Source organism: Pseudomonas sp. ANT_J12, from assembly GCF_008370045.1.
Classification (GTDB): domain Bacteria; phylum Pseudomonadota; class Gammaproteobacteria; order Pseudomonadales; family Pseudomonadaceae; genus Aquipseudomonas.
The window spans coordinates 752,998-778,241 of sequence record NZ_VOBN01000001.1 but is presented as its reverse complement, the minus strand read 5'-3'; the positions used below and the strand labels follow the sequence as shown (position 1 = coordinate 778,241).

Genomic DNA, 25,244 nt, shown 5'->3' with positions numbered 1-25,244 from the left:
GAAAGGTACCCGGTGGGCGGTTTTTATAGATTTGTTCGAGTGTATATCTATTTTTTTGAGGTGCTGGCGCAAGTAGTGAGCTTCAAGCGGCAAGTTGAAAAGCGCGGGCAACATCTGGAAGCACTCTCGTCGCCGGTCGCTGGGCACTTTCGATCTAGGCTGATGGCCTTATTGATCCAGTTACCCCGAATTCGTGGAGGCAGCAAATGAACACCCGTGGATTGCTCGATCAGTTACTCAAATCCGGCCAGGACCTGTTGCAGAAAAAGTCTGGCGGTCATCAAAACAAGCCTTCTGCCGGCGGCCTGGGCGGCTTGCTAGGCGGCAGCGGTGGCTCGGGCGGCCTCGGTGGCTTGCTCTCGGGGGCGGGTGGTGGTGCGTTGGCGGCGGGGGCGATGGGGCTGCTGATGGGGAACAAGAAGGTGCGCAAGGTGGGCGGCAAAGTCGCCATCTACGGCGGTCTCGCCGCGCTGGGCGTGATTGCCTACAAGGCCTACGGTAATTGGCAGGCCCAGCAGGGCACGGCACCGAAGACCGAGCCGCAAACGGTCGACCGCTTGCCGCCAGCGCAGGTCGAGTTGCACAGCCAGGCGATTCTCAAGGCCCTGGTCGCAGCGGCCAAGGCGGACGGTCATGTCGATGAGCGTGAACGGGCGCTGATTGAAGGTGAATTCACCAAGCTCGATAACGACCAGGAACTGCAACACTGGCTGCACGCCGAACTCAACAAACCCCTCGACCCGAGCGACGTCGCCCGCGCCGCCAGCACCCCGGAAATGGCCGCCGAGATGTACATCGCCAGCGTGATGCTGGTGGATGAGGAGAACTTCATGGAGAAGTCCTACCTCGATGAACTGGCGCGGCAATTGAAGCTTGAACCGGGTTTGAAGGCGGAGCTGGAGAAACAGGTGCGCCAGGCTGCAATGTAAGCGATGCCCGTAACACCTATGATCTGATCGTTCCCACGCTCCCGCGTGGGAATGCCTCTTTGAACGCTCCGCGTCCATTTGGGACGCTCCGCGTCCCTGGCTGCATTCCCACGCGGAGCGTGGGAAGGATCAATTTCGCGCCTTTGAGCTAAACCCATCCCCCCATGACCATTCCACGGCCCCTTTCTGCCAAATCACCACTGGCAACCTTCCCCCCATCTAGCGGAAAGTCCCATTCCAGAGCCCGTCCCGGCTATTTACCCCCGGGGCGGAGGGCGACGCGCATCCGTCTTATAAATGAAACACCGCCCTCAGCTATACTCCGCAGCATTTGAAAATGGCCCCGAGGACATACTGTGAAGAACTGGACGTTGCGCCAACGCATCTTGGCGAGCTTTGCGGTCATTATTGCCATCATGCTGTTGATGGTCGTCGTCTCGTATTCCCGGTTGCTGAAGATCGAGGCCAGTGAAGAAAGCGTGCGTGAAGACGCAGTGCCCGGGGTGTATTACAGCTCGACCATCCGTGGCGCCTGGGTCGACAGTTTTCTCCAGACCCAGGAAATGCTCGGCTTGAAGGAAGGGCAGGGCATCAGTGCCGAAGACGCCGCCGACTTCAAAAGCTTCGAAGCACGCGTGGTCGATGCGATGGACAGCTATCGCAAAACCGTCACCACGGCGGAAGACAAGGTCGAATTCGCCGCCTTCGAAAAACTCCATGAGGAGTACAACAAGACCCTCGCCGCAGTACTTGATTTGCATAAGCGCAATCAGGAAGCCGAGGCCATCAAGATGTTCAACGAGCAACTGACCCCGACCTGGACGGCCGGGCGCATGAAGCTCAACGATATCCTGCGTGAAAACAAAGCCGTGGCCGACCAGGACATGGCCAACATCGATGACGCCGTGCTCACAGCGAAGATCATCATGGGCGTTTCCCTGCTGATCGCGGTGCTGGCCGCCGGCCTCTGCGGCCTGCTGCTGATGCGCGCAATCATGGCGCCGATGAACCGCATCGTGCAGATCCTCGAAATCATGCGCACTGGCGACCTCAGCAGTCGCCTGAATCTGGAGCGTAAAGACGAATTCAACGCGGTGGAAACCGGCTTCAACGACATGATGACCGAGCTTACGGCCCTGGTGTCCCAGGCCCAGCGCTCGTCGGTGCAGGTCACCACGTCGGTGACGGAAATCGCCGCCACCTCCAAGCAACAACAAGCCACCGCTACCGAAACCGCCGCTACCACCACTGAAATCGGCGCGACGTCCCGAGAAATCGCCGCCACCTCCCGTGACCTGGTGCGCACCATGACCGAAGTCTCCACCGCCGCCGATCAGGCCTCGGTGCTGGCCGGTTCCGGGCAGCAAGGCCTGGCGCGCATGGAAGACACCATGCACTCGGTGATGGGCGCGGCGGATCTGGTCAACGCCAAACTGGCGATCCTCAACGAGAAGGCCGGCAACATCAATCAAGTGGTGGTGACCATCGTGAAGGTCGCCGACCAAACCAACCTGTTGTCGCTCAACGCCGCCATCGAGGCCGAGAAGGCCGGTGAATATGGTCGCGGTTTTGCCGTGGTTGCCACCGAAGTGCGACGTCTGGCGGACCAGACCGCCGTGGCCACTTACGACATCGAACAAATGGTGCGTGAGATCCAGTCGGCGGTGTCCGCCGGGGTGATGGGCATGGACAAGTTCTCCGAGGAAGTGCGCCGCGGCATGTCCGAAGTGCAGCAGGTCGGCGAGCAGCTGTCGCAGATCATCCACCAAGTCCAGGCGCTGGCGCCGCGGGTGTTGATGGTCAACGAAGGCATGCAGGCCCAGGCCACCGGCGCCGAACAGATCAACCACGCGCTGGTGCAGTTGGGCGATGCCAGCAGCCAGACCGTCGAGTCCTTGCGCCAGGCCAGTTTCGCCATCGACGAACTGAGTCAGGTGGCGGTCGGGCTGCGCAGCGGCGTCTCGCGATTTAAAGTCTGATGAGCGAACTCGCGGCCAAACGCCCTGCCGTGGTGTCGGCGAAGCAGGCGTTGTTCCTGGTGTTCCGCGTCGGTAACGAGCGCTACGCCCTGCAAGCCATCGAGGTGGCGGAAGTGCTGCCGCGCCTGCCGTTGAAGCCGATTGCCCGGGCCCCCGATTGGGTGGCCGGGGTGTTCGCCTATCGCGGCGCGGTGGTGCCGGTGATTGACCTCAGCGCCCTGACGTTCGGCCAACCGGCCCAGGCCCGCACCAGTACGCGCCTGGTGCTGGTGCACTATCGGCCGGACGAGTCGACGCCGGCACAATTGCTCGGGCTGATCCTCGAACAGGCCACCGACACCCTACGCTGCAACCCGGCGGATTTTCAGCCCTATGGCCTGGACAATCCCCAGGCGCCGTACCTCGGCCCGGTGCGCAAGGATGCCCAGGGTTTACTGCAATGGGTGCGGGTTGCCGACCTGCTGGACGATCAGGTGCGGGCGCTGCTGTTCCCATTGCCGCCCCTGGACCTGGCATCGCTTGGGGAGCAGCCATGAGCAGCGACCAGCGCTTTTTCGATTTCCTCAAGGACCGCATCGGCCTCGACGTCGCGTCGGTCGGCCCGGCGATCATCGAGCGCGCCGTGCGCCAGCGCACCACGGCGTCCCAGGCGCTGACCGCCGATGAGTACTGGCACACCTTGCAGGGCTCGCGGGATGAGCAGCAGGCGTTGATCGAAGCCGTGATCGTCCCGGAAACCTGGTTTTTCCGTTACCCGGAATCCTTCGCCACCCTGGCGAAACTGGCAATCAAACGCCTGGCCGACATCAACAACATGCGCGCCCTGCGGATTCTCAGCCTGCCGTGTTCCACCGGCGAAGAGCCGTATTCCATCGCCATGGCCTTGCTCGATGCCGGGCTCAAGCCCCATCAGTTCAAGGTCGAAGGCATGGATGTGAGCCCGCTTTCGGTAGAGAAAGCCAAGCGCGCGCTGTACACCAAAAACTCCTTTCGCGGGCAGGACATCGCCTTTCGCGAGCGGCATTTCAGCGCCGAAGAGGACGGTTATCGACTCAGCGAACGGGTGCTGGAACAGGTGCGTTTGCAGGTCGGCAACCTGCTGGATCCGGCCTTGCTGGCGAGTGAGCCGCCCTATGACTTCGTGTTCTGTCGCAACTTGCTGATCTATTTCGACCAGCCGACCCAGCAACAAGTGTTCGAAGTGCTCAAACGCCTGACCCACGTCGATGGCGTGCTGTTTATCGGCCCGGCGGAGGGCAGTTTGCTCGGGCGTCTGGGCATGCGTTCGATTGGTATCCCGCAGTCCTTCGCGTTCAGTCGCCAAAGTGCGCCGGAGCCCGAGCCTTATCCGTCTTCATTCGTGCCGACGCCGCTGCCGGTGCGCCAACCGGTGCGCAGCGTGACCCCGCCGCCAGTGCGCAGCCGTCCGTTCGCAACGGTGGTGCCGCTGCCCGCGACGGTGAAAACCGCTAACCCCGACGCCGCCTCACTGCTGGCGAACATTGCCGCGCTGGCCAACGAAGGCAAAAGTGCCGATGCCCGCGCCGCCTGCGAAAGTTACCTGCGCAGCCACGAACCGGTGGCTCAGGTGTTTTATTGGCTGGGATTGCTCAGCGATGTGGCCGGCCGCGCACTGGAAGCCCAAGGGTTTTATCGCAAGGCGTTGTACCTCGAACCACAGCACCCCGACGCGTTGATGCACCTGGCGGCCTTGCTGCAATCCCAGGGCGACACGGCGGGCGCCAAACGATTGCAGGACCGCGCCGCCCGCAGTGAGCGCGCCGCTGACAGTGAGCGTAAACGATGAGCATCTCCGACACCTTGAGCGTCACCCATGAAGATGCCCAGGCCATCGACGACTGCTGGAACCGCATCGGCATCCACGGCGACAAGTCCTGCCCGTTGCTGACCGAGCACATTCATTGCCGCAATTGCGCGGTGTATTCCGCCGCCGCCACCCGCTTGCTCGACCGCTACGCCTTGCAGCAGGAAGATCACGAGCAAGTGGCGACCGCGGTCGAAACCGACGTCAAAACCCGCTCGCTGCTGATGTTCCGCCTCGGCGAAGAATGGCTGGGCCTGGCCACGCGCAGCCTGGTGGAAGTGGCGCCGCTGCAAACCATCCACTCCTTGCCGCACCAGCGTTCCCGGGCCTTGCTCGGTGTGGCGAATGTGCGCGGTGCGTTGGTCGCGTGTTTGTCTTTGGTGGAGTTGCTCGGTCTCGACGCAACCAACAACGCACCGGCCGGTGGGCGGGTGATGCCGCGCATGCTGATCATCGCCGCTCGCGGTGGCCCGGTGGTGGTGCCGGTGGATGAAGTGGACGGGATTCACGCCATCGACGAACGCATCCTCGATGCCGCGTCCCAGTCCGGCGCCCAGGCCAGTGCGAAATACACCCGTGGCGTGTTGCAATTCAAAGGTCGCAGCCTGCGTTGGCTGGATGAAGAACAGTTGCTGTCCGCCGTGACCCGGAGCCTCACATGACCCCCGAGCAAATGCGCGACGCCTCTTTGCTGGAACTGTTCAGCCTTGAAGCCGAGGCCCAGACCCAGGTGCTGAGCGCCGGGTTGTTGGCCCTGGAGCGCGATCCGACCCAGGCCGATCACCTGGAATCGTGCATGCGCGCGGCGCACTCGCTCAAGGGCGCGGCGCGGATTGTCGGCGTGGATGCCGGGGTCAGCGTGGCCCATGTGATGGAAGATTGCCTGGTCAGCGCCCAGGAAGGGCGGCTTTATCTGCGGCCCGAGCACATCGATGCGTTGTTGCAGGGCACCGACCTGTTGATGCGCATCGCCACCCCACACAACGCGCCTTCGGCGGTGGAAATCGACGCCTACGTGGCGCTGATGGGGCGCTTGCTCGATCCGATGGCGCTGGCGCCGCCGATCAGCACACCGATTGCACCGTTCATGGACGAGCAACAGGTGCAGCCGCCCGTGGTCGAAGTGCCGATTCCGGTGGTCGAGTCGCTGCCGGTCGCCCCCGCCGAGCCGCCGCGCAAAAACAAACGCACCACCGAAAACGGTGAGCGGGTGTTGCGGGTCACCGCCGAACGCCTGAACAGCCTGCTCGACCTGTCGAGCAAATCCCTGGTGGAAACCCTGCGGCTCAAACCGCACCTGGCGACGATGCAGCGCCTCAAACGCACGCAAAGCAATGGCCTGCGTGCCCTGGAAAACCTCAACGTCCACCTCAAGGACCAGAACCTGAGCCTGGAAGCCCAGGAAGCGCTGGACGATGCCCGCCGTTTGTTGGCCGAGTCCCAGCAATTGCTGGTGGAAAAGAACGCTGAACTGGATGAATTCGCCTGGCATGCCAGTCAACGTGCCCAGGTGTTGTACGACACGGCGCTGGCCTGTCGCATGCGCCCGTTTGCCGACGTGCTGACCGGGCAGGTGCGGATGGTCCGTGACCTCGGTCGCGATCTGGGCAAACAGGTGCGGCTGGAAATCGAAGGCGAAAAGACCCAGGTCGACCGCGATGTGCTGGAAAAACTCGAAGCACCGCTGACCCATCTGCTACGCAACGCCGTGGACCACGGCATTGAAACTCCGGAACAACGGTTATTGGCCGGCAAGCCGGCTGAAGGTTTGATCCGTCTGCGCGCCTCGCACCAGGCCGGTCTGCTGGTGCTGGAACTGAGCGATGACGGCAATGGCGTTGATCTGGAAAAGGTCCGCCGCAGCATCATCGAGCGGCAACTGTCCCCGGCGGAAACCGCCGCGCAGTTGAGCGAAGAAGAATTGCTGACGTTCCTGTTCCTGCCGGGTTTCAGCCTGCGGGACAAAGTCACCGAAGTTTCCGGGCGCGGCGTCGGTCTGGATGCGGTTCAGCACATGGTCCGGCAGTTGCGCGGGGCGGTGGTGCTGGAGCAGACGGCGGGCGAGGGCAGTCGTTTCCATCTGGAAGTGCCGCTGACCCTGTCGGTGGTGCGCAGCCTGGTGGTGGAAGTCGGCGACGAGGCCTACGCCTTTCCGCTGGCGCACATCGAACGCATGTGCGACCTGGAGCCGGAAGACATCGTCCAGCTCGAAGGTCGCCAGCACTTCTGGTACGAAGGCCGGCACGTCGGATTAGTGGCGGCCAGTCAGTTGTTGCAGCGCCCGGCGAGCCAGAACAGCCAGCAAACCCTCAAGGTCGTGGTGATTCGCGAGCGCGATGCGATCTACGGCGTGGCGGTTGAACGCTTTATTGGCGAGCGGACCTTGGTTGTATTGCCGCTGGATGAGCGTCTGGGCAAGATTCAGGATATTTCCGCCGGAGCCTTGCTCGACGACGGTTCGGTGGTGTTGATCGTTGATGTCGAAGACATGCTGCGGTCGGTGGACAAACTGCTCAACACCGGGCGTCTGGAGCGCATTGCCCGCCAAAGTAACCAGGCGGCGGAAGCGACGCGCAAGCGGATTCTGGTGGTGGACGATTCCCTGACCGTGCGCGAGTTGCAGCGCAAGTTGCTGCTCAATCGCGGTTACGACGTGGCTGTGGCCGTGGACGGTATGGATGGCTGGAACGCCCTGCGTTCGGAGGATTTTGATCTGCTGATCACTGACATTGACATGCCGCGCATGGACGGCATCGAGCTGGTGTCTTTATTGCGCCGGGACAACCGCCTGCAATCGCTGCCGGTGATGGTGGTGTCCTATAAAGATCGCGAAGAAGACCGTCGTCGTGGACTGGACGCCGGAGCCGACTATTATCTAGCCAAAGCCAGTTTTCATGACGACGCCCTGCTCGATGCAGTGGTCGAGCTCATCGGAGGAGCGCGGGCATGAAAATCGCTATCGTCAACGACATGCCCATGGCGGTAGAGGCCCTGCGCCGCGCCTTGGCATTCGAACCGGCGCACCAGGTGATCTGGGTGGCCAGCAATGGCGCCGAGGCCGTACAACGCTGTGCCGAACAGACGCCGGACCTGATCCTGATGGACTTGATCATGCCGGTGATGGACGGCGTGGAAGCGACCCGACGCATCATGGCCGATACGCCCTGCGCCATTGTGATTGTCACGGTGGACCGCCAGCAGAACGTGCACCGGGTGTTCGAAGCCATGGGCCACGGTGCGCTGGATGTGGTCGACACGCCGGCCATCGGCGCCGGCAACCCGGCGGAAGCGGCGGCGCCGTTGCTGCGCAAGATCATGAACATCGGCTGGCTGATCGGCGACAAGGGCAATCGGGTTCGCTCGGCGCCGAGCCCGCTGCGCAGTTCGGGTTCGCGGCAAAAACTGGTGGCCATCGGCTCGTCTGCGGGCGGACCGGCGGCACTGGAATTATTGCTCAAGGGCCTGCCACGGGATTTTTCGGCAGCCATCGTGCTGGTGCAGCACGTGGACCAGGTATTCGCCGCCGGCATGGCCGAGTGGCTCAGCAGCGCCAGCGGCCTCAACGTGCGCCTGGCCCTGGAAGGCGAACCGCCCCAGGCCGGCACGGTGTTGCTGGCCGGCACCAACCACCATATTCGCTTGTTGAAAAACGGGACGCTGGCCTACACCGCCGAACCGGTCAACGAGATTTACCGGCCCTCGATCGATGTGTTTTTCGAGAGCGTAGCCAGTTACTGGAACGGCGACGCCGTGGGCGTTTTGCTGACCGGCATGGGTCGTGATGGTGCGCAGGGGCTTAAACTCATGCGCCAACAGGGCTACCTGACCATCGCGCAGGACCAGAACAGCAGTGCGGTGTACGGCATGCCGAAAGCGGCTGCGGCCATCGACGCCGCCGTGGAAATTCGCCCACTGGACAAGATAGCGCCACGATTGCTGGAGATTTTCCCCAAATGAAGACTTTTCACAGCAATCCTGGCCCAAGTAGTACTCAGGTGACCGCACATGAATGACTTACAGCTCGACGACTTCAAGACCGATGAAAACGCCGCCATGGTGTTGTTGGTGGACGATCAGGCGATGATCGGCGAGGCGGTTCGGCGCGGTCTGGCGAATCAAGAGAACATCGACTTCCACTTCTGCGCCGATCCGCACCAGGCCATAGCCCAGGCGATCCGGATCAAGCCGACGGTGATCCTGCAGGACCTGGTGATGCCCGGTCTCGACGGTTTGAGCCTGGTGCGTGAATACCGCAACCACCCGGCGACCAAGGACATCCCGATCATCGTGCTCTCGACCAAGGAGGACCCGCTGATCAAAAGCGCGGCGTTCGCCGCCGGGGCCAACGATTACCTGGTCAAACTGCCGGACAACATCGAACTGGTGGCGCGCATCCGCTACCACTCGCGCTCCTACATGACCTTGCTCCAGCGTGACGCCGCTTATCGGGCGTTGCGGGTCAGCCAGCAGCAGTTGCTCGACACCAACCTCGTTCTGCAACGCCTGATGAACTCCGACGGCCTGACCGGCCTGTCGAACCGCCGGCACTTCGACGAATATCTGGAACTGGAGTGGCGACGTTCATTGCGGGACCAGACTCAACTGTCACTGCTGATGATCGACGTGGACTACTTCAAGTCCTACAACGACAGCTTCGGCCACCTGGAAGGTGACGAAGCCCTGCGCAAAGTCGCCACGGCCATCCGCGACGCCAGCGCCCGACCGTCGGACCTGCCGGCGCGGTACGGCGGTGAAGAGTTTGCGCTGGTCTTGCCCAACACTTCGCCGGGCGGCGCGCGGCTGGTGGCGGAGAAACTGCGCCAGACCGTGGCGGCGTTGAAGATTCCCCATGTGTTCCCGGCGGAGGGGGCGAATTTGACGATCAGTATTGGCCTGTCGACGATTACCCCGCAGGCGGGCAGTGATTGCCGGCAGTTGATCTCGGCGGCGGATAAGGGGCTGTATCTGGCGAAGAACAATGGGCGCAATCAGGTGGGGATTGAGTAGCGGGTCGGCCGGTGTAGAAGTTCTCCAGGCTCGCGCGCACCCTGTGGCGAGGGGGCTTGCCCGTTGGGTCGCGAAGCGGCCCTCTGCATTCACACAGTCATATCCGGCAAGCAGGTTTCACGACTGCTTCGCAGCCGAACGAGGTGGTGCGGCATTCCGACAAACTCCCTCGCCACTGTTCATTCATCGTTCGCCGATGTAGCGACCGTCCGCAGCAATTCAGCGTGGAGTTTTTCGCCACCTCGATGACGAAAGGCTCGATGCTCAATAGTCGCTAACTGCTCCTTCCTCGCCTCGATAGCCTTGTGTTTCGCCTGTGCCTCCCCGAACGTTGCCACGTTGAATGACCGGGACAGTTTTTTGCCTTGGCGAGTCGTCGTTTGCGCAATCCAATAGGTGTTCTTGCCGTTCGTTTGTCGTGAAACACCCGCCAGGCCACTGGTGTTAGTGACACGCAACTTTTGCCGGACCATGCAGCTCAGTGGTGGTGGGAAACGCAGCATCTGCTCATTGCGAAACCGCTCGGCAGCGCAACGCGCCTCACGCTCACCACCATGGCGGATGAACGTAAATTCCTTGTGTACCTTCAAGACGCCATCCCGGTACAACGACACCCGCCAAGCCATGGCGCCCGACTTTTTGTGGCGGACTTTGATGATGGCGTAGTCGTTGGTGCTTCCGGGTGCATCCGGGTTATCTGTGAGCGGAAGGGCCCCGTTATCGGGTGGTGTCTTATCAGTCGACATAGGTCACATACCTGGCCATCAAGTTCGGGCGTTGAAACGTGTCGATGCTGGCGACGCGTCGATGCATCTCCTTGACCACCTGCTTGAACGTCGCATCGTCCATGTCGATCCAGAAACGCGGGTTGCGGCCGGTGAGGCGGTCGTATTCGGCGGTGGTGGGGTCGAGGTGGCGGTATTCCTCGTATTGCGGCAGGTCCGGCAACGGGCGGCTGACGTCCATGTAGTTCTGGATGAAATCCCACAGGGCGCACGCGGGTTGTACCTCGGGACCGGGACAGAGCAGTGCGCCGAAATTGATCATGATGTTGCGGTAGCGATGGGCGAGGTAAAGCACATTCATCGGCATGCCCTGACTGTCCGGGGACGTGGCGATGTAGGCATCAAACTCGTAGAACGGCGCGGTGAGTTCACCGATGGTGCCGTTCTTTTTATATTCACCGTTGTTTTTGTAGTCGAAGACGGTGACCAGACCGGTGCGGCGGTTGAGTTCCCAGATGGGGCCTCGGGAGGGTTTTAGCCAGAGGTTTGGGAAGTGTTTTATGACTGTTGAACCGATGGTCCAGGATAGGAGTGGTAGGCCGAGAAGCCAGGAAAATAGTTGGATAAAGATAGTTTTGGTTGACTCCAAAATAGGCTCGTGCCCTGCGCTAACAACTGCGAAATAGGAAGGTATGCTGACAATGAAAAGTAGAAAAAACATGAATCGTCCCCCTCCTGACATATACATCCAGAAGTGAGAGCTTGCGGGAAGAAGAGCATATCTGAACCGTTCGTTATCATCCCTTATATGAAAATCAATATGTCCGTATGGGGTCGGATCATAGATGTTTTCGGCTATTTGCTTTTCACGCTCTTTCTTGAAGCCTTCATGGAGACGAAGTTCTTTTGGTGGGAATTTTTCGAAAAGATTTGTAGCCGTGACTTCATCCGTATTGCCCCACGGCAGTCTGACCTTCGCGAAGCGCATAATCCATGGGCGTTCAGCCGAGCGTTCTTGTTGGGGTACCTCATTCCATCCATAGGCAGTCTGGGCGTACCACGATTCGTCAGTCATCAGTTACTGTTCCGGGATTTGTTTGTAAATTCGTCAGCCCAATAAAGTTCGCCTACGCTGTCGAAGTTCGGTTTTTTGTGGGGGGCATCAAATGGCGTTGCATCCTTTGGCGGTGGCGCAGGAAAGTGCCAGCGCTGATTTTTTTGCTCCAGTACACATTGCGCTCTAACTTGCCATTGCTGCTCAATGCCAGGTGAGCGTGTCGCTAAGTCAAAGGCATAGCTCGGTGGGGTTGCGAAAAAAAGTTCCAAGCCCTGCGGAAGCAGTCTTTGTGCTTTAGGCGGAGCAAGTTGACTGTTAATCAGTTTTTTGAACGTTACGGTTTCACTTTTGATGCGTCCACCTCTGACTTCGAATGTATTGAGTCGGCAGTGAGCATTGACATTGAGCGTGCCCAAATTTGAAAGCAGGCCCGCTAAGTTGCTTTCAATGCGAATGCAAGTGTTGGACGAGATAACCTGAAAAGGCGTCTTTGCGTGAATGTCGTGTTTAGCATTGGGGACGAATTCGGGGTTGGGCCCCACATTGATGCGAATGTCGGCAAACAAACTGATCAGGTAGTAAAAGCTACTCTGCGGATCTAGCAGATGCACATTGTCTGAATGAACTTGCGTGCCGAAAGGGCCATTAACCAGCCATTCTTCAATAGGCTTGTCGCTTAGCCACCAAGCCATTCCGGCGCCAATTACAATCAATATCAGCGCTACCCAACCTGCCGGACCAAGACCAAGAAAGGTGACTGTGGGAACAATCAGGCTACTAAGAGCACTAACTGCTCCACCCACGGCCATCATCAGATATCCCCATCCGGCATCATCGCCCCATGTCCACGCATACCAGGCGTCTGCAAGGCAAATAGCTGAAAGAATTAACCCAGAGCCAATTTGGGCAAGTATCCGGCCGGTGAACTCCTTTGCTAAATACGTTGCTGCTCGAGTTCCTAAAGTTTTTTTCACAGCCTCCTCTGAAAAAGTAAAAAGAACCTTACGGCCAACCGCCCAAACAGACTTGGTACCGGCAATTTTTACCGTCAACATCTCTAGCGCAATAACCAGATCAATGCTGGCCCCCGCGAAAGATAAACCTACGCGTAATGAACCTTTCTCTCGTTTTAACTGCTCCCTACCTTCCCACTCCGTCCTAACATTCCAAACCTCCAACATCAAAACCCCCGCCGCAAACGGCAACGAGTTCAACACCCGATAAACCCGGCTATTTGCCAGATCCGCATGCCCATCCACACCCTGCTGCAACGCGCCTTTCACTTTCGCGTTGTCCATCCCCCGAGCCTCCACATCCTCTTTATGCACCGCATTAATCCGCTGATTCAGCGCACTAAGGCTGCGCACTGTCGGGTGATCCACCGGCATCACCACCAGCTTGTAATGACCCATGCGTTGAGTGCTCGGTGTCTCGAAAGCATCAGCGGCACTCCCGACCTTCAACGGCCGCCCCTGAGCATCCAGATACTCCCCCATCACCCGCCGAGGCCGCTGATCCCCAGTCGGTACATCGGACAAACCAAAGAGGTGGTAGCGCTGCGGATCCGCATCCCGGCGATTGATGAAGTGCATTTCACCAAAGGTCTTGGGCATCAAACTGCGTAACAGTCCCACGCCCAGTCCATGCAGGTAAGCGCTGGTGGGGGCGTGTGCGACCTGTGCCATCACCGCGCTGCTGGCGGTTTCTAAAGAGCCAGCGAGGTTTTCGTAGATGCTGACCAACGTGCTGGCCGCCGCTTTCGATTGCCCAGTGAGGGTGCTGTTCAGGCTGCCGCTGGCCAGTAACCCTTCCAGCAAATGCCCGTCGAGGTGTTCGACTTGCGGGTAGTAAGGGCCGGGCTCGCTTTCGAATACGGCGAGGTGTTGGGCGCGTAGACATCCGTCGCCCTCGTTGACCGTTTTCTCGGTGGGCGGCACATAAGGTGTAGCCAGCGCGGCTTCATCAACGGCCGGCCAAAGCATCCGGTGCAGTGGGTGCGCCGAGTCGTGGGCGATGGCATTGAGCAGCGTCTGGCCGACACTGGCCTGCGGGCTGTAGAGGCTCAAACCGGTGAGCGCATTGGTGACATCGCCATTGCGGGCCAGCGGATCAAGTTGCGCGGGCACGGTGGCGAGGCTGGCGAACACCTGACTCACGGCAAACAACGCCGCCAGGTAATCAAAGCCCTCAAGGCTCAAATGATCGGCGAGGGTTTGCTGGGTCACCGGTTGTTGCAGGCACTCGGCAAGCAGGGCCTGCGCCATGTTCAGTTGTTGCCAGAGCAAGGCGCGTTCGGCGGTGGCGGTGAAACGATTGATGTCGCGACGGCCGGCCTCTTTCACTTTGTCGAAACAGGCATGCAACGGGTTTTTCTGCCCGCTGATCGTCGCCGGCACGATCAGTTGCTGGACCATGACCGCGCTGGCGTGATGCGGGTGCAGGCTGGCGCGCTCGGCATACAACGTCAGCAATTGTTGTTGCTGCTGGACCTGTGAAACCAGATGGCGCACGCGGTAGCGCGGGTCTTCCAGCAACACGCCGCACACGCGCCGTTGGCGAGCGGTTTCCAGCACATCGGTGACGGTGGGTTGAGGTTGCCAGAGGTCGGCTTCATCGGTGGCGGGGGTTTCTCCTCGCAATTGATCCAGCAACGTGGCGAGGCCATCCGCCCAGGCGCTGCTTTCAAACGTTGCAGGTAACGCAGGTGTGGCGCCTTGCTCCCACTGATCAAGACAGGCCCTGGCTTCGGTTTTGCGTTGCGCCGCGAATTGCCCCGAGAGGTCGCAGACGTAACGCCCCGGATGCTCCAGCACGTATTCGAAACCGCTTTGGCGTGCCCGTTGCGGGGCGATCAGGCTGACCGGAAAGGCTCGCGAAGCCAGGTTGCGCCAGGTAACGCCGGCTTTCGTCGCGGCATCGGACGCTTGTGCATCCCATAGGTTGAAACCACTGAAAGCTTCCAGCATCGCCGGCCCATCGGGCTGCTGGTGGAAAAGCCGTTCGAGCGTCCGGCTCTCGCACTTCAACGCCGGGCTCTGACAGCGCTGGGCGCGCAACGCCGGGTCTTCCTCAAGTCGTTTAATGCGTGCGGCGCTGAGCTGGATTTCGCTGAAGCACAGTTGCACGGCTTCGGCGGGTTGGTTGTTCCAGGTCGCGGGCAGCCAGATGTCGCTGAGATCGACACCGTTGGCCTGTCGGTAGTCGATGCTGAGTGCCGGGTCTTGGCGATACGCCTGCAGATCGATGTCGCGGTAAGTCGTCAATTCGCCGTCCTGCCGCACCTCGAGCTCACGCCAGAGACGATCGCGGTAAAACACATAGACATAGCCACTGCGGCACAGGACCGGCGTGCCGAGGTCATGTCGGCTGCGAGTCCCGGGCAGCGCGACGAAAGGCAGGATCGGTACGATCTGGTTCCACTGGGTTTCCAGTTGCCGCGGGGTGACACGCACGTCCTCCAGCAACGGCAGGCGAATCGACGGTCCTTGGGTGGTGGCAATTTCGAGCCACAACTGATGTTTGAACTGCGCCGACCAATCCCACACAAACAGCTCGCTGTGGACGCTGGTCGAACGCTCCGTTTCACGCACGGCCTCATCGGTCAGGGCCTGAAGCGGTTCGACGCCGGACTGATCGACGATCAGCAGTCGCTGGTTTTTTGAATGCCCGGTGCCAATGACCTGGACAATCAGTTTGTCGCGCTCGCAGATGGGGCCATTGGTCATCTTCCCGAGGCGCGTCATAACTGAACCTGCGCGCAGTGGGTGCTCAGGTAATCGCTGATGGCGTCGCTGTCGTCGATGCCTTGAGTCAGGGCTTGCTCCAGCAGTTCATGGGCGTGCGCGAATGAATGCCGGGGATGCTGCTGCCACCAGTGGAAAAGAAACTGCTCGTTGCGCTGGCGCGTCAAGGCTTCTTCCTGGGCGACGCTCAGCACCATTGCCCGGTGTGTCCGTTCAATGCGCCAGTCGTTCGCATGGAGGTTGTTCAACCGCTGCCAGCCAGCTTCGCCTGTCGCTTGAGTGGCCCACGTCGCACCGAACCAGCGCAGACTCTTGATCGGGCCGAGCCACAGGCTGAGGTCTTGCGCGGTACATGCGGCAAAAAAATAGCTGGCGACGGTCGGGTTGCTGTAGCGCAGCACGCCTTTGCGTTGCTGGTCGAAGTTGACGAACAGCATCTGGCGCAAGTGCGCGAGTACCGAGGGCGTGTCACAGGTGCTTTCGATCAGCAGGCCGGGCCACTGCGCCGGGGTTTGCTCGATGGCCTGAGTGAGCGTCGGTTGGTTGTTCAGCCTGGCCAGCAGCGGGCTGTGTTCGGCGAAACCGCCGAGTGACGTGCCGGTGAACAGCTTTTGGGTGTCGGCATGTGTCGCCAGACGATAGAGCGTTTCGAGCTGCGCGGCGGGGCGCTCCAGCAAAATCCATGTATTCATGAGCGATTTCCATAGCCCAGGGCCTTGCGGCATTGGCAGTCGCTCAGCGGGCAGTCCATCGGCGTACCGCCGCTGGGCATCTGGCAGAGTTCAATCAATGCTTCGTTGCCGAGTAGTTGTTTGAGTAGAGCGGTTGAAACCGTTTCGGGGAGGGGCGGTTCGCTTGGCTCGAGTACCACCGGGGCCGCTGCCATGAGTGGCATTGGTGCACCGCCCACCTGAATGGGCACACTGCTGAAAACCCCTGTGGAATTGATCGTGATCCACGCGCCCCCCACCTGGATCGTGGCGCTGGCGCCGCCATCGATGACGATGTTTTGATCGGCGCTGAGGTGGACCTGCTGTTGAGCACTCAGCCGATGGCTGGTGGCGCGAACATGGCGCTCGCCATGCACCGTGAGGCGATCGTCCTGGCGGATTTCCGTGCGCCGGTCACCGTGAGCGATGTGCTGTTCTTCGTCGCGCAGCTCATGTCGAGCGTTTCCCCCGACCACGATGCTGCGCTGGTTGTCGACTTGAATCCGCTCATCGTTCAACACGTGTTGCCGGTAATCACGCTGGGCGCGGACGGAAATTTCCTCGGCTCCCTTGCGATCTTCGATGCGCAGTTCGTTGAACCCTTCGCCGCCCGGGCTGCTTTGGGTCTTGAAGGTGCTGCGGGTGTTCTCGGCGGGGAGGTCGAGCGGGGGGCGATTGGCGCCGTTGGACAGACAGGCAACGACCAACGGCTGGTCCGGGTCGCCCTGATAGAAACCGATGATCACTTCCATGCCCACGCGCGGGATCAGCACGCTGCCATAACGGTCGTGGGCCCAGTTGCTGGCCACGCGCACCCAGCAACTGGAATGGTCATCGTGGTCACCGTCGCGGTCCCAGGGAAACTGAATGCGCACTCGACCGTATTCGTCACAGTGGATTTCTTCGCCGGGCGGGCCGCAGACCACGGCGTGCTGATAGCCGTTGATCGTGGTTTTGGGGTGGTCGAGCGCAGGCCTGAACGGCGTGTGACACGGTATGGCGAGAAAGGTGTTGCGGTAGCCTTGAGCAAAGTCGCCGCTTGGGGGGCTGGTGCCTGACTCTTCAAGCACTTGCGGTTGTTGGCCGACATGGATGACTTCGGTCAACAGCCACAAGTCATTCCATTCCTGGCGCGGGTGGCCGGTCAGGGGGAGGAAGTGGCCACTGAGCAACATGGGCTGATCGCTACGCCCGGTGGCTTGCCGATAATCGCTGCGATGCCGTTCAAGGGCTCGCCTTGCACGGTGTTTGCCCTGTTCACGGTCGGTGAAGCGGCCGGGAAAGCCGTAGTCTTCGAGGTGTGGCGGCGAAGGATCTTTCGCCGCGCTCTCCAGTTGCAGCAAGGGCTTTTCGAAATCGTAGTCGCGACGGGTCACTGCAGTGGGGCGGGTTTCCATCGCCAGGGTAAAGGCCTTGATCACCGGTTCATCGGCGACCAGTCCGCTGTCCTGCAGGTATGGGGTAGGGCGATGCAGCCTGGGGAATACCGTTTGATCATCCCCGAACACCAGCACATGCCCCTCGCGACTGTGCTCGAAGTGGTAATGCAGGCCTTCTTCTTCGCAGAGTCGCTGGATGAAATGCAGGCAACTCTCGCCGTACTGGACGCAATAATCCCTTGGGCGGTAATCCGTGCCGAGGGCAAAGCGGTAGGCATCGCCGAGGATGCCCTGGGCCTCCAGGACTTGGGCGATGATCTGCGGCACGCTGCGTTTCTGGAATATTTTCTGGTCGAAACGGTGGCCCAGGTAGGCGAGGCTGGGCATCAAGGAGATTTGGTATTGAGTCAGACGCTTGCCAGCGTCGCCCTGGCCGATGCTGTACACGTGACCATGAATGCCGGCGCCATGGCGATCAAAACCCAGGAATGCCGGGCGATGCAGGAGGCTTTCCAGATCCAGGCCGGGGTGTTCGCTAACCAGTTTCAGATCAAAGCGAAAGGGTTGGCTGATGGCTTCCTTGCCGTTGAACTCAAGGACGTGCAGGTCGTGGGTAAAACCCTTGATGTCCAGGAGGAAAGAGGCTTGATGGGCAGGGCCGAACATCACACATCCCTTGTGCTGATTTAGAAGGGCGGGACTGTGAATGAGTGAATGCGGGGTTGATGCAGGGGGATTCTGTTACTGGTGTGGGAAGAATTTTTTTATCGGGTAGGATTTTTCCTCAGGATTTTTTGCTTGGCAGGAAGTCGTCAAAAAGAACCGGCGCGTATTCAGTCCGCCAGGCGGGCTGCCGTGACAGCTTGATTACGTTATACTCGCCGGCTTTCAAAAGTTCGCCAACGAGTGCTGCCCGCCATGGAAATCAACCCGATCCTTAACAGTATCAAGGACCTGTCCGAGCGCTCCGAAACTATTCGGGGGTATCTTTGACTACGATCAAAAGCATGAGCGTCTGACTGAAGTCAATCGCGAGCTTGAAGATCCGGCAGTCTGGAACAACCCGTCGTACGCCCAGGAACTGGGGCGCGAGCGTTCGCTGCTGGCGCAGATCGTCGAAACCCTCGACGAAATGCACACCGGCCTGGCCGATGCCAAAGAACTGCTGCTGATGTCCGCCGAAGAAGAAGACCAGGGCGCCGTCGATGACGTCGCGACCGAAGTCGAGCGTCTGCGCGAAGCCCTGGAAAAACTCGAATTCCGTCGCATGTTCAGCGGTGAGATGGACGCCAACAACGCCTACCTGGATATCCAGGCCGGCTCTGGCGGTACCGAAGCCCAGGACTGGGCCAACATCCTGCTGCGCATGTACCTGCGCTGGGCTGACAAACGCGGTTTCGACGCGACCATCATGGAACTGTCCGCCGGTGAAGTCGCCGGGATCAAGGGCGCCACGGTCCACATCAAGGGCGAATACGCCTTTGGCTGGTTGCGTACCGAGATCGGCGTGCACCGTTTGGTGCGCAAGAGCCCGTACGACTCCGGCAACCGCCGCCACACCTCGTTCTCGGCCGTGTTCGTGTCGCCGGAAATCGATGACAACATCGAAATCGACATCAACCCGTCGGACCTGCGCATCGACACCTACCGCTCCTCCGGTGCCGGTGGCCAGCACGTAAACACCACCGACTCGGCCGTACGGATCACCCACGTACCGTCCAACACCGTGGTCAGCTGCCAGAACGAACGCTCCCAGCACGCCAACAAAGACACCGCGATGAAAATGTTGCGGGCGCGCTTGTACGAGCAGGAAGTGCAGAAACGCAACGCCGCCTCCCAGGCCCTGGAAGACACCAAGTCGGACATCGGCTGGGGTCACCAGATTCGCTCCTACGTGCTCGATGCGTCGCGGATCAAGGATTTGCGCACTAACATCGAACGCAGTGACTGCGACAAGGTGCTCGACGGCGATATCGACGAATACCTGGTAGCCAGCTTGAAACAAGGGCTTTAAGGCACGCCCTGCAGGATCATCCTGCAGGCGCGAGGCTTGCCCGCGAACCCCGGCGAACGCCGGGGGCAACGAACCTGATGGAATATCTAAAGACATGAGCGACCTAGAACTCGACCCGCAAGCCCTGCAACAGGAAGAAAACTCCCTGATCGCCCTGCGCAAGGAAAAGCTGGCTGCCGAGCGCGCCAAGGGCAATGCCTTCCCGAACGACTTCCGCCGCGAAAACTACTGCGAAGAACTGCAGAAGAAATACGCGGACAAGACCAAGGAAGAGCTGGCAGAGGCTGCAATCCCGGTCAAGGTTGCCGGTCGCATCATGCTCAACCGTGGCTCGTTCATGGTGATCCAGGACATGACCGGTCGCATCCAGGTTTACGTCAACCGTAAAACCCTGTCTGAAGAAACCCTGGCCTCGGTGAAAACCTGGGACATGGGCGACATCATTGCAGCCGTTGGCACCCTGGCGCGTTCCGGCAAGGGCGACCTGTACGTCGAAATGACCGAAGTGCGCCTGCTGACCAAGTCCCTGCGTCCGCTGCCGGACAAGCACCATGGCCTGACCGACACCGAACAGCGCTATCGCCAGCGTTACGTTGACCTGATCGTCAACGAAGAAGTACGCAATACCTTCCGCGTGCGTTCGCAAGTGATTGCGCACATCCGCAGCTTCCTGATGCAGCGTGACTTCCTGGAAGTCGAAACGCCGATGCTGCAAACCATCCCCGGTGGTGCAGCGGCCAAGCCGTTCGAAACGCACCACAACGCGCTGGACCTGGAAATGTTCCTGCGCATCGCGCCTGAGCTTTACCTCAAGCGTCTGGTGGTGGGTGGTTTCGAGAAGGTGTTCGAGATCAACCGCAACTTCCGTAACGAAGGTGTTTCGACCCGTCACAACCCTGAATTCACCATGTTGGAGTTCTACCAGGCGTACGCCGACTACGAAGACAACATGGACCTGACCGAAGAACTGTTCCGCGAATTGGCGCAGTTGGTCCTGGGCAGCACCGACGTGCCTTACGGCGACAAGGTGTTCCACTTCGGCGAACCGTTCGTGCGTCTGTCGGTGTTCGACTCGATCCTCAAGTACAACCCTGAGCTGACCGCCGACGACCTGACCGACATCGACAAGGCCCGCGCCATCGCCAAGAAGGCCGGCGCCAAGGTGCTGGGCTTCGAAGGCCTGGGCAAGTTGCAGGTGATGATTTTCGAAGAACTGGTCGAGCACAAGCTGGAACAGCCGCACTTCATTACCCAGTACCCGTTCGAAGTGTCGCCGCTGGCCCGTCGCAACGATGACAACCCGAACGTCACCGACCGTTTTGAACTGTTCATCGGTGGCCGCGAAATCGCCAACGCCTACTCCGAGTTGAACGACGCGGAAGACCAGGCCGAGCGCTTCATGGCCCAGGTGGCCGACAAGGACGCTGGCGACGACGAAGCCATGCACTACGACGCCGACTTCGTTCGCGCGCTGGAGTACGGCATGCCGCCAACGGCTGGTGAAGGGATCGGCATCGACCGACTGGTGATGTTGCTGACCAACTCACCGTCGATCCGCGACGTGATCCTGTTCCCGCACATGCGGCCGCAAGCGTAAACGTTTCAGTTAAAAAGCCGCCTAAAACAGGCGGCTTTTTATTGCCTGTCTGGTACAAACGTATCAATTGGTTACTTTTGGCGTGAGAGAGGAAGACCTGTCGTGAATCGTGCAATGGCTCAAGAAGGTGCAGCGGGTATCGCCACTGCGGTCGCTGAAAGTGTTCAGTACCAGGGCCGCAAGGCCAGCCGACAGGGCAGCGAACAGCGTCGACAGGACATTCTCGATGCGGCCATGCGCATTGTCGTGCGCGATGGCGTACGGGCGGTGCGCCACCGCGCCGTGGCGGCCGAAGCCGGTGTGCCGTTGTCGGCCACCACTTACTACTTCAAGGATATCGATGACCTGCTCACCGATACCTTCGCCCAATACGTGGAACGCAGCGCGGCTTACATGGGCAAGCTGTGGGCCAGCAACGAAGGCCTGTTGCGCGAAATGGTGGTCAGCGGCGACGGTACGCCGGAGTCGCGCTCGCAGTTGGCGGACGATATTGCGCGGTTGATGGCGGACTATGTTCATCGGCAATTGATCAACCGTCGTGAGCATTTGATGGCCGAACAGGCGTTCCGCCAGGAGGCGCTGCTGAACCCGCGACTGGCGGTGTTGGTGCGTTCCCATCAACAGATTCTGTTGCAGGGCACCTGCCAGCTTTTCGAGGTATTGGGTTCGCGCGAGCCACAACAGGATGCCAAAGTGTTGACGGCGATTATCGGACGGATGGAATATCAGGGCCTGCTCAACGACGCCGAGCCTGCGGCCGAAGCCGAAATGCTCGGCATCCTCACGCGCTACATGCATTTGGTCTTGGCGTCGGTGTAACCCCTGATCGTTCCCACGCTCTGCGTGGGAATGCATCCTGTGACGCTCTGCGTCACGCCGGTAAGGGACGCAGAGCGTCCCGGGCGGCATTCCCACGCGGGAGCGTGGGAACGATCATCGTGCTGTATCGATAGGGAGTGTTGAATGAAAGCCTGGCGCGTCGTTGTGATCGCCTTGTCGTTCCTGCTGCTCAGTGGCTGTCTGGTGACCTTCAAGGACCCGCTGCCTTCGAGCGAACCCGCGCCCAAAGGCTTGCTTGGCAAATGGACCAGCACCAACGCCTGGGGAGAGCCGATGAACCTGGAACTGACGCGCCTCGGCGACAACCGCTATCAGGCCGTCAGCTACTTCAAGGCCAAGCCTCGCGAGCGCGAAGCCTATCCCTTCACGGTGTCGCGCCACGGCAGTCGCTGGTACTTGTCGGCGCCAGTACCGGCCAGGTTTGGCGGCCACTTCACAATCGCCGGGTTCGAACTCAACGAAAAGCACGAACTGGTGGTCTACAACCTCGACCTCGAACAGATCAACCAGGCCCTGGGGCAAAAAGTCCTCAGTGGCGAAGGCTTCCAGACTGACGACGGCGATGGCGTGCTGATCAACACCGACATGAACCAAGTCTTCGCTTACCTCGACGACCCGGCCAATTCCGATGTGTTCGTCGAAGCCGTGCGCTACCAGCGCCTGGCCAAAGCCAAAGCCAAATAAATCCAGCACCTCACGGTTTTTCTACAGGAGTTTCGGGTGGACGATTACCAGCAGACGATACGCATTTTGTCCGATCGCATAGTGCTGGCGCAGACGCCGATTCGCGTCCTCGATGCGGTCAAGTGGGACGACAACATCCGCAAGGGCTTCCTCAAGGCCAAGGGCAAGGAAATGCCCGCCGTGGACCGCGACTATTACCTGAACCGGCCGCTGGCCTTTGACTCGAGCAAGGTGAAACTGGAATTCCAGAACATCGAGCGCGACATCACCCGCCAGCTCGGCCAGTTCAACCCGGTCGGCCAGATCATGCGCCGCATGTGCAAGGAATACCGGATGGTGGTGCGCATGCTCGAAGCGCGCGGCACCGAGGATTTCGGGCTGATTTCCCAGGAACTGTACGGCGCCGCGTCCGACGCGTTCCACGCCGGCGACCCGACCCTGGCCGACCTCGGCCTGATGATGTCCGACTACCTGAACAATATCGACGGTCGTGGCGATCTGAAGGATGAGCCGAAAATCCTCACTGCCAAGGACGCTGTCAGCCTGCTGCAACATCGACTCAACAAAGTGTTCGGTGAAGCCGAGGAAACCATCCGGGTGTTCGAGTCTGACGGGATCGTTGCCGACGCGGCGGCGGGTGCGGACTACATCAAGATCCGCGCCGACGCGATGTTCAACGACCGTGACGTGCGCGCCCTGGAAGTCCATGAAGGCCTGGTGCACGTGGGCACCACGCTGAACGGCTTGAACCAGCCGATCTGCACCTTCCTGTCCAAAGGCCCGCCATCGTCGACCGTGACCCAGGAAGGCCTGGCGATTCTGATGGAAATCATCACCTTCGCCTCCTACCCGAGTCGCCTGCGCAAACTGACCAACCGTACTCGCGCCATTCATATGGTGGAGGAGGGCGCGGACTTTTTGCAGGTGTTCGAGTTCTTCCGCGAGCAGGGCTTCGAAATGGCCGAAAGCTACGGCAACGCCAGTCGGGTTTTCCGTGGTTCAGTACCGAATGGTCTGCCATTTACCAAAGACTTGTCCTACCTCAAGGGCTTTATCATGGTTTACAACTACATTCAGTTGGCCGTGCGTAAAGGCAAGCTGGAGCAGATACCGCTGCTGTTTTGCGGCAAGACCACGCTGGAAGACATGCGGACCTTGCGCCAATTGGTGGACGAAGGCCTGGTAGTGCCGCCCAAGTATTTGCCGGACCAGTTCCGCGACTTGAACGCACTGTCGGCGTGGATGTGCTTCTCCAACTTCCTCAATCACCTGAGCCTGGACCGGATCGAAGCCGACTACTCCAACATTTTGTGAGAACCACACTGATCGTTCCTACGCTCTGCGTGGGAATGCATCCCGTGACGCTCTGCGTCACAGAGGACGCGGAGCGTCCAAAGCGGCATTCCCACGCGGAGCGTAGGAACGATCAGACTTACCAACCATCACTGCGAGGTTTCACCGGATGCGAATCCTCGGCATCGTCTGCCTTCTCCTGACCTTGAGCGGCTGCAGTTCGCTGCTGTTCTACCCCGAACCCGGCCAGCCGTTCACCCCGGACAAGGCCAAGCTCGAATTCCGCGACCTCACCCTGACCACCGCCGACGGCCTGAAACTGCACGGTTGGTGGTTGCCGGTACCCAAAGGCGTGGAGGTCAAAGGCACGGTGCTGCACCTGCACGGCAATGGCGGCAACTTGTCTTATCACCTCGGTGGGAGCTGGTGGTTGCCGAAAGAGGGTTACCAGGTGTTGCTGGTGGATTACCGCGGTTATGGCCTGTCCGAAGGCAAACCGAGCCTGCCGGCGATCTATCAGGACATCGACGCCGCGTTCAAATGGCTCGACCAGGCGCCCGAGGTCAAAGGCAAACCGTTGGTCATTCTCGGCCAAAGCCTCGGCGGCTCGATGGCCGTGCATTACCTGGTCCAGCACCCGGAACGCCAGCCTCAGATCAAGGCGCTGGTGCTCGACGGCGCCCCCGCCAGCTACCGCGATGTCGGCCGATTTGCCCTGACCACTTCGTGGCTGACCTGGCCATTCCAGGTACCGTTGTCGTGGCTGGTGCCGGACGGCGACAGCGCGATCAACTCCATGGCGCAGCTCAAAGGCGTGCCGAAACTGATCTACCACAGCATCGACGACAACCTCGTGCCCCTTTCCAACGGCATCCGTCTGTATCAAGCTGCGCCGCCGCCGCGGGTGCTGCAACTGACCCGTGGCGGTCACGTGCAGACCTTTGCCGACCCGGTCTGGCGCCAGGTGATGCTGCGCTATCTCGAAGACCCGCAGCATTTCAACGGTCTGCGCCGCCTGGGCGAAATCCCGAATTACCCGGTGCCCCTGAATTCAAAAGATGAACCACCAGAGAGTCCGCAATGAGTGAAGAACGTAACGCCATCCCGCTGATCATCACCGGTATCTGTACCATCCTCGGCACCGTCGGGGTGCTGTGGTACTACGGCTACCTGCACTTCGCCAAACCCGAGGATGCGTTGCTGCTCAACGAATTCACCATGCTCAAGACCGTGCCCGGCGAAGACTACAAAGTCGCCCTGGAACCGGCCCCGCAAGTCGCCCAGTGCATCGACGGTGTACTGGTGCTGTTCGACACCGAGCAAAAAGGCCTGACCGGCGTGTTGATCAACGGCCAGAAAAAAGCCGTGCGCTGCATGGGCCAGGAAACCCCGCAGAAGCTCGAACAATGATGATTCTGTAGGAGCAAGGCTTGCCCGCGAAGGCGGTTCAACATTCAACAAA

At 60.2% G+C, this 25,244-nt stretch carries 20 protein-coding genes; 15 read left to right on the top strand and 5 right to left on the bottom strand.

From position 1 onward, the window contains the following. Positions 1-206 precede the first annotated feature (206 nt). From FQ192_RS03820 to FQ192_RS03785, 8 genes are all read left to right on the top strand, one after another. A complete protein-coding gene (locus tag FQ192_RS03820; RefSeq protein WP_149657427.1) occupies positions 207-929 on the top strand; it encodes a tellurite resistance TerB family protein in 723 nt (240 codons plus the stop codon). Positions 930-1,285: 356 nt separating this feature from the next. Further along, positions 1,286-2,908: a methyl-accepting chemotaxis protein gene (locus FQ192_RS03815; RefSeq protein WP_149657426.1), complete on the top strand. Its 1,623-nt coding sequence runs from the start codon at positions 1,286-1,288 to the stop codon at positions 2,906-2,908. Continuing rightward, positions 2,908-3,444 carry a chemotaxis protein CheW gene (locus FQ192_RS03810; protein ID WP_149657425.1) on the top strand — a complete coding sequence of 179 codons (537 nt, stop codon included), beginning with the start codon at positions 2,908-2,910 and terminating at the stop codon, positions 3,442-3,444. Before FQ192_RS03815 ends, FQ192_RS03810 begins: the two co-directional genes overlap by 1 nt. After that, complete coding sequence (locus FQ192_RS03805; RefSeq protein WP_149657424.1) at positions 3,441-4,715, top strand: CheR family methyltransferase; 1,275 nt, start codon at positions 3,441-3,443, stop codon at positions 4,713-4,715. The genes FQ192_RS03810 and FQ192_RS03805 overlap by 4 nt, the downstream gene beginning before the upstream one ends. Further along, a complete protein-coding gene (locus tag FQ192_RS03800) occupies positions 4,712-5,395 on the top strand; it encodes a chemotaxis protein CheW (protein ID WP_149657423.1) in 684 nt (227 codons plus the stop codon). The genes FQ192_RS03805 and FQ192_RS03800 overlap by 4 nt, the downstream gene beginning before the upstream one ends. Further along, positions 5,392-7,683, top strand: coding sequence for a hybrid sensor histidine kinase/response regulator (locus FQ192_RS03795; protein WP_149657422.1), 2,292 nt, complete (start codon positions 5,392-5,394; stop codon positions 7,681-7,683). Before FQ192_RS03800 ends, FQ192_RS03795 begins: the two co-directional genes overlap by 4 nt. After that, positions 7,680-8,690: a chemotaxis response regulator protein-glutamate methylesterase gene (locus FQ192_RS03790; RefSeq protein WP_149657421.1), complete on the top strand. Its 1,011-nt coding sequence runs from the start codon at positions 7,680-7,682 to the stop codon at positions 8,688-8,690. Before FQ192_RS03795 ends, FQ192_RS03790 begins: the two co-directional genes overlap by 4 nt. 48 nt (positions 8,691-8,738) lie before the next feature. After that, positions 8,739-9,740, top strand: a complete 1,002-nt coding sequence (locus FQ192_RS03785; RefSeq protein WP_149657420.1) for a PleD family two-component system response regulator — start codon at positions 8,739-8,741, stop codon at positions 9,738-9,740. 179 nt (positions 9,741-9,919) lie between these two features. On the opposite strand, the gene FQ192_RS03780 is transcribed toward FQ192_RS03785, so the two are convergent. From FQ192_RS03780 to FQ192_RS03760, 5 genes are read right to left on the bottom strand one after another with little or no spacing between them, the layout of a single operon-like run. Next, a complete protein-coding gene (locus FQ192_RS03780; RefSeq protein ID WP_149657419.1) occupies positions 9,920-10,486 on the bottom strand; it encodes an AP2/ERF family transcription factor in 567 nt (188 codons plus the stop codon). After that, positions 10,476-11,540, bottom strand: coding sequence for a hypothetical protein (locus FQ192_RS03775; RefSeq protein ID WP_256672219.1), 1,065 nt, complete (start codon positions 11,538-11,540; stop codon positions 10,476-10,478). Before FQ192_RS03775 ends, FQ192_RS03780 begins: the two co-directional genes overlap by 11 nt. Continuing rightward, complete coding sequence (locus tag FQ192_RS03770; protein ID WP_149657418.1) at positions 11,540-15,265, bottom strand: toxin VasX; 3,726 nt, start codon at positions 15,263-15,265, stop codon at positions 11,540-11,542. The genes FQ192_RS03775 and FQ192_RS03770 overlap by 1 nt, the downstream gene beginning before the upstream one ends. Beyond that, entirely contained in the window at positions 15,262-15,957 is a 696-nt protein-coding gene (locus FQ192_RS03765) for a DUF4123 domain-containing protein (protein WP_178128996.1), read from the bottom strand. The genes FQ192_RS03770 and FQ192_RS03765 overlap by 4 nt, the downstream gene beginning before the upstream one ends. Next, positions 15,954-18,020, bottom strand: a complete 2,067-nt coding sequence (locus FQ192_RS03760; protein WP_149657416.1) for a type VI secretion system tip protein VgrG — start codon at positions 18,018-18,020, stop codon at positions 15,954-15,956. Before FQ192_RS03760 ends, FQ192_RS03765 begins: the two co-directional genes overlap by 4 nt. 252 nt (positions 18,021-18,272) lie before the next feature. On the opposite strand from FQ192_RS03760, the gene prfB reads away from it, so the two are divergent. The 7 genes from prfB (at position 18,273) to FQ192_RS03725 (ending at position 25,192) form a co-directional block, all read left to right on the top strand. Next, positions 18,273-19,368, top strand: a protein-coding gene (gene prfB, locus FQ192_RS03755; protein WP_149657415.1) for a peptide chain release factor 2 whose coding sequence is annotated in 2 segments (ribosomal slippage) — positions 18,273-18,344 and positions 18,346-19,368 — 1,095 coding nt in all. Because the reading frame shifts where the segments join, the coding sequence is not laid out codon by codon here. A 94-nt stretch (positions 19,369-19,462) separates the two neighbouring features. After that, positions 19,463-20,965, top strand: coding sequence for a lysine--tRNA ligase (gene lysS / locus FQ192_RS03750; protein WP_149657414.1), 1,503 nt, complete (start codon positions 19,463-19,465; stop codon positions 20,963-20,965). 102 nt (positions 20,966-21,067) lie between these two features. After that, positions 21,068-21,784 (top strand): TetR/AcrR family transcriptional regulator, encoded by a 717-nt coding sequence (locus FQ192_RS03745; protein ID WP_178128995.1) that lies wholly within the window; start codon positions 21,068-21,070, stop codon positions 21,782-21,784. Between the two features lie 144 nt (positions 21,785-21,928). Beyond that, positions 21,929-22,489, top strand: coding sequence for a hypothetical protein (locus FQ192_RS03740; protein WP_149657413.1), 561 nt, complete (start codon positions 21,929-21,931; stop codon positions 22,487-22,489). A 36-nt stretch (positions 22,490-22,525) separates the two neighbouring features. Then, a complete protein-coding gene (locus FQ192_RS03735) occupies positions 22,526-23,803 on the top strand; it encodes a flavohemoglobin expression-modulating QEGLA motif protein (protein WP_149657412.1) in 1,278 nt (425 codons plus the stop codon). Between the two features lie 148 nt (positions 23,804-23,951). Next, the gene (locus FQ192_RS03730; protein ID WP_149657411.1) at positions 23,952-24,866 is read left to right on the top strand and encodes an alpha/beta hydrolase; all 915 of its coding nucleotides are present in this window, start codon (positions 23,952-23,954) and stop codon (positions 24,864-24,866) included. Next, positions 24,863-25,192 carry a hypothetical protein gene (locus FQ192_RS03725; protein ID WP_123405677.1) on the top strand — a complete coding sequence of 110 codons (330 nt, stop codon included), beginning with the start codon at positions 24,863-24,865 and terminating at the stop codon, positions 25,190-25,192. The genes FQ192_RS03730 and FQ192_RS03725 overlap by 4 nt, the downstream gene beginning before the upstream one ends. The last annotated feature ends 52 nt before the right edge of the window (positions 25,193-25,244 follow it).

Bases quoted from the DNA above. Each gene is read 5' to 3' on its own strand.
- FQ192_RS03820 (WP_149657427.1), top strand. From the start codon at position 207: ATGAACACCCGTGGATTGCTCGATCAGTTACTCAAATCCGGCCAGGAC.
- FQ192_RS03810 (WP_149657425.1), top strand. From the start codon at position 2,908: ATGAGCGAACTCGCGGCCAAACGCCCTGCCGTGGTGTCGGCGAAGCAG.
- FQ192_RS03805 (WP_149657424.1), top strand. From the start codon at position 3,441: ATGAGCAGCGACCAGCGCTTTTTCGATTTCCTCAAGGACCGCATCGGC.
- FQ192_RS03800 (WP_149657423.1), top strand. From the start codon at position 4,712: ATGAGCATCTCCGACACCTTGAGCGTCACCCATGAAGATGCCCAGGCC.
- FQ192_RS03795 (WP_149657422.1), top strand. From the start codon at position 5,392: ATGACCCCCGAGCAAATGCGCGACGCCTCTTTGCTGGAACTGTTCAGC.
- FQ192_RS03790 (WP_149657421.1), top strand. From the start codon at position 7,680: ATGAAAATCGCTATCGTCAACGACATGCCCATGGCGGTAGAGGCCCTG.
- FQ192_RS03785 (WP_149657420.1), top strand. From the start codon at position 8,739: ATGAATGACTTACAGCTCGACGACTTCAAGACCGATGAAAACGCCGCC.
- FQ192_RS03780 (WP_149657419.1), bottom strand. From the start codon at position 10,486: ATGTCGACTGATAAGACACCACCCGATAACGGGGCCCTTCCGCTCACA.
- FQ192_RS03775 (WP_256672219.1), bottom strand. From the start codon at position 11,540: ATGACTGACGAATCGTGGTACGCCCAGACTGCCTATGGATGGAATGAG.
- FQ192_RS03770 (WP_149657418.1), bottom strand. From the start codon at position 15,265: ATGACGCGCCTCGGGAAGATGACCAATGGCCCCATCTGCGAGCGCGAC.
- FQ192_RS03765 (WP_178128996.1), bottom strand. From the start codon at position 15,957: ATGAATACATGGATTTTGCTGGAGCGCCCCGCCGCGCAGCTCGAAACG.
- FQ192_RS03760 (WP_149657416.1), bottom strand. From the start codon at position 18,020: ATGTTCGGCCCTGCCCATCAAGCCTCTTTCCTCCTGGACATCAAGGGT.
- lysS (WP_149657414.1), top strand. From the start codon at position 19,463: ATGAGCGACCTAGAACTCGACCCGCAAGCCCTGCAACAGGAAGAAAAC.
- FQ192_RS03740 (WP_149657413.1), top strand. From the start codon at position 21,929: ATGAAAGCCTGGCGCGTCGTTGTGATCGCCTTGTCGTTCCTGCTGCTC.
- FQ192_RS03730 (WP_149657411.1), top strand. From the start codon at position 23,952: ATGCGAATCCTCGGCATCGTCTGCCTTCTCCTGACCTTGAGCGGCTGC.
- FQ192_RS03725 (WP_123405677.1), top strand. From the start codon at position 24,863: ATGAGTGAAGAACGTAACGCCATCCCGCTGATCATCACCGGTATCTGT.